This is a genomic window from Microbacterium sp. (assembly GCF_051953575.1).
Classification (GTDB): domain Bacteria; phylum Actinomycetota; class Actinomycetes; order Actinomycetales; family Microbacteriaceae; genus Microbacterium.
Window position 1 is genome coordinate 1 of record NZ_JBQCIP010000208.1, and the last position, 7,861, is coordinate 7,861.

General features: G+C 69.7%; 4 protein-coding genes. 1 reads left to right on the plus strand and 3 read right to left on the minus strand.

What is annotated here, in order from left to right:
- Nucleotides 1–391: 391 nt before the first annotated feature.
- The gene (locus tag ACTHNQ_RS12740; protein WP_440333883.1) at nucleotides 392–1,096 is read right to left on the minus strand and encodes a ZIP family metal transporter; all 705 of its coding nucleotides are present in this window, start codon (nucleotides 1,094–1,096) and stop codon (nucleotides 392–394) included.
- A gap of 4 nt (nucleotides 1,097–1,100) precedes the next feature.
- Nucleotides 1,101–3,455, minus strand: a complete 2,355-nt coding sequence (locus tag ACTHNQ_RS12745; RefSeq protein ID WP_440333885.1) for an arylsulfatase — start codon at nucleotides 3,453–3,455, stop codon at nucleotides 1,101–1,103.
- 436 nt (nucleotides 3,456–3,891) lie between these two features.
- On the opposite strand from ACTHNQ_RS12745, the gene helR reads away from it, so the two are divergent.
- On the plus strand, nucleotides 3,892–6,030 hold the full coding sequence (helR, locus tag ACTHNQ_RS12750) for an RNA polymerase recycling motor ATPase HelR (protein WP_440333887.1): 2,139 nt from the start codon (nucleotides 3,892–3,894) through the stop codon (nucleotides 6,028–6,030).
- A gap of 172 nt (nucleotides 6,031–6,202) precedes the next feature.
- On the opposite strand, the gene ACTHNQ_RS12755 is transcribed toward helR, so the two are convergent.
- A complete protein-coding gene (locus ACTHNQ_RS12755; protein WP_440333888.1) occupies nucleotides 6,203–7,564 on the minus strand; it encodes a DUF222 domain-containing protein in 1,362 nt (453 codons plus the stop codon).
- Between the last annotated feature and the right edge of the window lie 297 nt (nucleotides 7,565–7,861).

A 7,861-nucleotide genomic window follows, 5' to 3' on the forward strand; every position in this document is an offset into this window, starting at 1 on the left:
CATGACCAAAAACGAATATCAAACTGACATCCATGAATTGATCCAAAAAAGACCCCCACCAACCGTGAAACACGGTCGACAGAGAAAAAATTGGCATTTGACAAGTGCACGCTGTTGAGTTCTCAAAGATCGGACGCACCAGCCAGCAACAGACCACCAGGCCCGCTGCCCCGGCTGGGCAACTTCACTATCCTACACCAACCCGAACCGCCTGTCGCATCAGCGACACTCAGATCAGAGGTAAGGTTCGTTCGCAACTTGAGGGGAGCCAGGCCACCAGGCCCTCGCTCTACCCTTTGGGGCGAACAACAAGAACACTACGCCCAACCAGCCCCCACGTCGAATCCACACCCCACCCCGGGCGTGTCGCACACCCGACGCGAGCGCGAGGTCAGCTGTTGCCGAGCATCGTCAGGCAGAACCCGACCACGGTGGCCGCTCCCGCCCATTCCTTCCCCCTCTCGTAGGCGAACGGCATGAGGGAGTTCGTCACCATCGCCAGCAGCCCGCCGGCGGCGAGTGCGGCGGCCCGGTCGCCGTACGCATCGGGCAGCGCCATCGAGGCCAGGTATCCGAGCGCCGCCGCGACGCCGCAGGCCAGCACGACGGCCGCCCACAGGACGGTGAGCCGTCCGATCCGCCAACCCGACTTCACCAGGTCGGCCGACGGCGCCAGCGCCTGCGGGATGTTCGATACGAAGACCGCGGCGAGGAAGCTGAGGCTGATCGTCGTGCCCGTGCCGATCTGGATGCCGAAGATCAGCGACTCGGGCACGCCGTCGACGACGGAGCCGACGACGATCCCCATGGCGCCGCCGACTCCGGCCGTCCCGAACTTCTTGTCGACGAGCCGATCGCCGAGCATGAACACCGCGACGCCGACGAGCATCCAGGTGACGGTGTCCCACATCTGGATGTGCACCTGCGACTCGGGGACGAGGTCGAACGCGATGGCCGAGATCATCGCGCCCGCCCCGAACCCCGCGAGGATCCCGACGATCCGTGTCGGTACGGTGACCCAGACCGCGAACAGCCCCGCCAGGAGCAGTGAGGACTGGGCCACCGTGCCGAGCACGAAGGCCTGGAGCAGTTCCATGTCGCTATGCCCGCTGCGGCACCGCGTAGGCGATGTGCACGCGAGAGATCTCGCCGTCGAAGGCGAACGGCATGCGGTCGACGTACGCGCGCGAGACCGCGCCGCCGTACGCACGGCCGATGTCGAGGCAGTCGTTCGCAGAGAACAGCAGCGGCGCGCTCACCGGGACGGTGCCCGATCCCACCTCGTCGCCGTTCACCCTGAGCGTGACGGCCAGCGGCCCGCCGGGACGCGGCTCGACGTAGGACGTCTCGATCTCGATCGTCACGTCGCCGGCGGGCACCGCCGCCGTCGACGCGATCTTCGTGCGTTGCACCAGGAAGAGGTTGTACTCGTAGTGCAGCACCCCGTCGACGAAGAACGCGGTGAGCCCGCCCCCCGCGCCGCCGAGCTTGTACAGCACGCCGTTCGCCTTGTCGGGGAGCGTTGCCGTGATCGTCACGACGTTGGGCTTGTTGCCGAGCGCCGGTGCGCAGAACTCGGGTACGCGCACGGTGTCGCCGGTCATCTCCCACTGCGTGTACGGCACCGAGATGCGGTCCTCGGGGTGGTAGACCGGCACCCACAGGCCCGCACCCACCGGCAGCACCTCGTTGCGCGCCGCCTCGATCGCGAAAAGCTCCTTGAGCTCGGCGAGCTTCTCGGGCTGCGATTCCGCGAGGTCGTGCGCCTGGCTCCAGTCCTCGTCGAGGTGGTACAGCTCCCACCGGTCGGCATCCGGAGTCCACGTCGCGATCCCGGGAGGTGCACCGGGCACCCAGGGCAGCCGTGGTCCGGTCGTCGACGCCATCCAGCCGTCGGAGTAGATCGACCGCGACGCCATGATCTCGAAGTACTGCGTGCGGTGCCGGCCAGCGGCATCCGGATCCTCCACCGCGTACGCGAAGCTCGTCCCGTCGATCGGGTCCTGGTGGATGCCGTTGACCGACTCGGGATGCGAGATGCCGAGGATCTCGTAGATCGTCGGCGCGAGGTCGATGACGTGGTGGAACTGCGTGCGCGGCTCGGGATCGGGCGCGATGCGGCCCGGCCACCGCAGGAACATCGGGTTGCGCGTGCCCCCGAGGTGCGAAGCCATGAGCTTCATGCCCTGGTACGGACTGGATCCTGCCCACGCCCACGCCGCGTGGTACTGGTTGTCGGTGGCCGGCGTGCCCAGCGCGTCCAGGCCGCCGAGCTCCTCGAGGGCGGCGATGTGCTGGTCGATCGTCGTCGGGATCATGTTCTGCGCGAGCAGCTCGCTGATGGTCCCGTTCTGCCCCTCGCCGGACGAGCCGTTGTCGCCCCAGATGTAGACCACCAGCGTGTCGTCGGCGTATCCGAGCTCTTCGAGCGCGTCGACGACGCGGCCCGCCTGCACGTCGGCGTGCTCGCCGAAGCCCGCGCACACCTCCATGAGCCGGGCCTGGAAGGGCTTCTGGTGGTCGGGGATGTCGTCCCACCCCTGCAGGCTCTCGGGCCGGGGGGTGAGCTCCGCGTCCTGCGGCACCCATCCGGCGGCCTTGGCCCCCTCGAACGCCCGCTCGCGATACACGTCCCAGCCGTCGTCGAATGCGCCCGCGTACTTGTCGGACCATTCCTTCATGATGTGGTGGGGCCCGTGGATGGCGCCCGTCGCCCAGTACATGAAGAAGGGCTTGTCGGGCGTCAGCGCCTTGTGGTTGCGCAGCCAGCCGATCGCATCGTCGGCGATGTCTTCGCTGAGGTGGTAGCCCTCCTCGGGCGTCTTGGGAGGCAGCACGGACGTCGTGTTGCGCACGAGGTTCGGCTCGTACTGCGACGCCTCGCCGGCGAGGAACCCGTAGAAGTACTCGAACCCGTAGCCCGTCGGCCAGCGGTCGAAGGGACCGGCGACCGTCGTCTCTTCGGCGGGCGTGTTGTGCCATTTGCCCCATGCCGCGGTCGCATACCCATAGTTGCGCAGCACCTCGGCGATCGTCGCGCTGCTCTTGGGGATGTGGCCCGAGTAGCCGTCCCAGTCGTTGGCGAGCTCGGCGATCTGCCCCGAGCCGATGCGGTGGTGGTTGCGGCCGGTGAGCAGCGCGCCGCGCGTCGGCGAGCACATGGCGGTCGTGTGGAACCGGTTGAACCCGATGCCCTCGTCGCGCAGCCGCCCGAGGGTCGGAGTGTTCACAGCGCCGCCCAGCGGCGCCGGCAGCGCAGGGCCGGCGTCGTCGATGAGGATCACGAGGACGTTGGGCGCGCCGTCGTTCAATCGCTTGACCGGTGGCAGAGGCGAGTACGTCGATTCGGCGAGGGTACGCCCGGCGAAGCTCCCGGACGGCTTGGGCGGAAACGGCAGGGTCCGTGTTGGCGGGAGCGGTTCTCCCACGATGGATGCGCGGATGCCGTCGGTCATGTGTGACTCCTGTCGTCGACCCAGAGCCGGCCGGACGACGACGCCCGACCGCGGGCGCGCACGCGCAGCGTCGGTGCCTGGAGGGACGGACAGAGACGGCGACCCCGATTTCAGCTCGTCGTTCGGATCCCCCCAGGACCGGCGTACGGAGCGTATCTCGCCTGATCCGCATCCTATGGGCGACGTTCGACGCGGGGCAATGGTCGCGGGGACAGATGAACGCCGGAGGGCCGCCGGCATCCACCAGTCCTGACGCCGACACGAAGAAAGCGGAACGAGCGGGCGCGCATGGGCGCGGCATCCGCTCGTCGAACAGGCCCCCGCCTGCACTTCCAGGGTATCGGGGAGAGGGGGCCTTGCGGCAAGGGCCCTCCGGGGGCGCATACTGGTCGGTCGCGACCCGTGCGCCGCCGATCCCCCACCTGGAGTCGATGCCGTGAATTCCCCCTCTGCCAGCGCTTTCCATCTGCCCGACCGCCTGTCCGCAAAGTCCGACCCCGCCCTGATCGACGTCGACGAGCAGCAGTTCGCCGCGATCGCCGACACGCTCGCCCGACAGACGGAGGGCCTCGAGGCTCGATTGGAGGAGCTGCGACTGCGTCCGGGCGGGCACGGCCAGTCGGCCCTCGAACGCGACCTCGAGATCCACCAGGCCACCGCCAGGCTGCGGGCGCTGCGGCGGTTCACCCTCGACGCGTGCCTGGGGCGCATGGTGCCGGACGACGGCTCCGACCCGGTGTACATCGGCCGATTCGGGCTGCGGGATGCCGGCGGCCGCCGCCTGCTCGTCGACTGGCGGACCCCGGCCGCCGAGCCGTTCTTCGCCGCAAGCTTCGCGGACCCGCACGGGCTGCTCAGCCGGCGCCGCTACCGCTGGACGGGAGGCCGCGTCACGGACTACTGGGACGAGGTGTTCACCGCGGACGGGCTCGACCACACCGCCGCGCTGGACGACCAGTCCGCGTTCATCGCGAGCCTGGGCGCGAGCCGGTCGCCGCGGATGCGCGATGTGCTGGGCACGATCCAGGCGGATCAGGATGCGATCATCCGGGCCGGGTCCCGCGGGGCCCTGGTGGTGGACGGCGGGCCGGGCACGGGCAAGACCGTGGTCGCGCTGCACCGCGCCGCATATCTCGTCTACTCGGATCCGCTTCTCGGTGAGGGCCACGGCGGGGTGCTGTTCGTCGGCCCGAGTCCCGCCTATCTGTCGTACGTCGAGGATGTGCTGCCGTCGCTGGGCGAAGAGAGCGTGCAGACCTGCACGCTGCGCGACCTGGTGGCCGAGGGCACGGCCGCGCGCCCCGAGGAGGACCCGCGCATCGCCCGGCTGAAGGCGGACGCCCGCATGGTCGACGCGATCGAGCCGGCGGTGGCGCTGTACGAGGAGCCGCCCACGCAGGGCATCGTGATCGGCACGCAGTGGGGCGAGGTCGCGCTCACCCCGGAGGACTGGGCGGAGGCGTTCACGTCCGCCGAGTCGGGCCTTCCCCACAACGAGGCCCGCGACCAGGTCTGGGAGACGGTGCTCGACATCCTCACCGATCAGCTCGACCCCGAAGAGGTGCCCCTGCACCAGCTGCGCCGCTCGCTCACCCGCAACGAGGCGCTCACGCGCATGTTCGGCCGTGCCTGGCCACTGGTGGAGGCATCCGTCCTCGTCGCCGACCTGTGGAGCGTCCCCGCGTATCTCCGCCGTTGCGCGCCGTGGCTCACCCCCGTAGAGGTCGAACTGCTGCAGCGCGCGGATGCGGCCGCCTGGACCGTGTCGGACCTTCCGCTGCTGGATGCCGCCCGGCGCCGGCTGGGCGACCCCGCCGCGTCGCGGCGGCGGCGCGAGCGTGAGGCGAAGCTCGCCGAGGAGCGCGAGTACATGGCGCAGGTCGTCGACCGGCTCAAAGAGGCGGGCGACGAGATGATGACCTGGCTCGACGGCGACGACCTGCGCAACAGCCTGGTCGACGAGTCGGTGCTCGACACGGTCGACCCCGACCTGCTCGCGGGGCCCTTCGCGCACATCATCGTCGACGAGGCGCAGGAGCTCAGCGACGCCGAATGGCGGATGCTGCTCTCGCGCTGCCCTTCCCGCAGCTTCACCGTGGTGGGCGACCGCGCGCAAGCCCGGCACGGCTTCCGCGAGACGTGGCAGGAGCGGCTGGAGCGCGCCGGGCTGACGAACGTCTCGATCGCCTCGCTGACGGTCAATTACCGCACGCCGAGCGAAGTCATGGCCGAGGCGGAGCCGGTGATCCGCGCTGCGATCCCCGACGCGAACGTGCCGACCTCGATCCGCTCGAGCGGCGTGCCGGTGCGTCACGCCACGGTCGCCGAGCGAGACGCGATCGTGGACGAGTGGGTGCAGGAGCACCCCGACGGCGTCGCGTGCGTCATCGGCGACCCGTCGTTCGCCCCGCGCGAGCGCGTCCGGTCTCTGACGCCGGAGCTCGCTAAGGGACTCGAGTTCGATCTGGTGGTGCTCGTCGAGCCGGCCTCGTTCGGCGAGGGCATCGAGGGCGCGGTGGACCGCTACGTCGCCATGACCCGCGCGACCCAGCGGCTGGTGGTCCTCGAGGGCTGAGTGGATGCCGGCGGCCCGACCGGCCGCCGGCATCTCGCGTCCTCGGGGCTCAGGCCGCGAAGCGATGCGAGGCGAGAGCCGCAGGCGGATGCGGAATGCGCTTCGTCTCGCTGGCGCTCGCCTAGGGTCGGGCTGGTGCGATCCAGCAGAAGGTGTGAGCCGACCCGCGACTTCAGAACGGGGGTGGGTCGGGTTCTGGGGTGTTCGTGGTGAAGGTGGGGATGCGTCGTTCGGGTTCGACGAGGTATCGGCGTCCGGTGGGTGAGGTCCACTCGATGACCCCACCCGATCCGGGGAGCTGCTTCACGGCCCAGGCGGTGTTGTCTTTGACGAGGTGGTGGCTCTTGCACAGCGGGGTGGTGTTGCCCAGCGCGGTATGGCCGCCGTCGGCCCACCGGATCTGGTGGTCGATCTCGCACCGCGACGCGGGCATCACACACCCCGGCGCCATGCACCGTTGCGCCCGCCACCGCACCAGCCGGCGCAGACCCGCCGGGGGTGCGTACCGGTCACGGCCGACCGAGAGCACCATCCCGGTCTCGGGGTGCGTGAGCACCCGCATCCACGTCCCGTCCCCACCGCACAGCTCCCGCGCCCGCCACACCGGGATCGGCCCGACCCCCTCCACCACCGGCAGATCCGCGGCCGGACCCGACGCCCGGGTGAGACCTGAGGCGCTGACGACACGTGACGGGCTGACGGCATCGGACCCTGTGGCCGGTCCCGCAGCAGCGTCGCCCAGAAGACTGAGGACGGGAACGGTGACCACGACCTGCGCCCGGATCCCGGATGCTGCCGCCGGCATGCTGTCGGTGGTGCCGTCGATGAGCAGGTCGCACACCGCATCGGCGCGGATCTGATCCAACGTCCGGTCATCCCCGGCTGCCGTGATCGCCTTTCCCATCGCGGTCACCCGCCCGTGGATGGCCTGCAGCTCCACCATGGGCGCATGCACCCACAAATCCCCCATCCCGTCGGCACCGGGCTGGATCGCGATCCGCCGCCCCGCGACCGCCCGCAGGTGCCGCTCCTCCAACGTCTCCGCCTGCGCCCGGGCGACTCGGTCGTGCAGCTTCCGCCGGAACGTGTTCACCGGTTCGGTCTCGGCCAGCGCGACCGCGTCGGTCACAAGTCCCTCGCTGACACCGTCGGGCAGTTCGCCGAGCAGGTCGACGAGCACCTCCGCGTGCTTCTCCGTGATCCGACCCCCCGCCAACGCGTCCCACGCGGACGGGTACACCCGCACCCGTGCTTCGGCGAGCACGATCAACCGGCCCGCCGCGTACTCGGACACCCGCATCGCCGCGGCCAGCTCCAACCGGATCGACCGTTCCACCAGTTCGACCTCACCCGCCCCGAACCGTCGCGCATCGGCGACCTGTTCCCGCCGCATCGCGTCGATCCGGGCATACCGTTGCGCGGCGAACACCGACACCATCGTCGAGGCCTCCACCACCAGATCCACCGCGTCCGGAACCGGCGGCACCCACCCGTCACACCCCTCCAACGGGGACGGGAGCGAGGTACCGGTCATAGCCCGAGTTTAGAACATATGTCCGCGGCTTGCAAGACTTAAACTGCCTCCGACCAGCTGTTTTCATCCCACAAACCGCTACCACATGCCACCGACATCGGCACACGCACCAGCGACCGACGACCTCAGGACCCCGTCGTCGCCGTCGGGCTCACGCCCGGGCCCGACTTCTCGTCCGGGTGCTCCAGGCCACCCCGCCGGGCGATCCGACCGCAAGCGAGGCTTGCCGTAACCACAGGAGTGAGTGTACAGTCACTCACATGAGCCCTCGCAGTTCGATCCTCTCCACCGCCGACG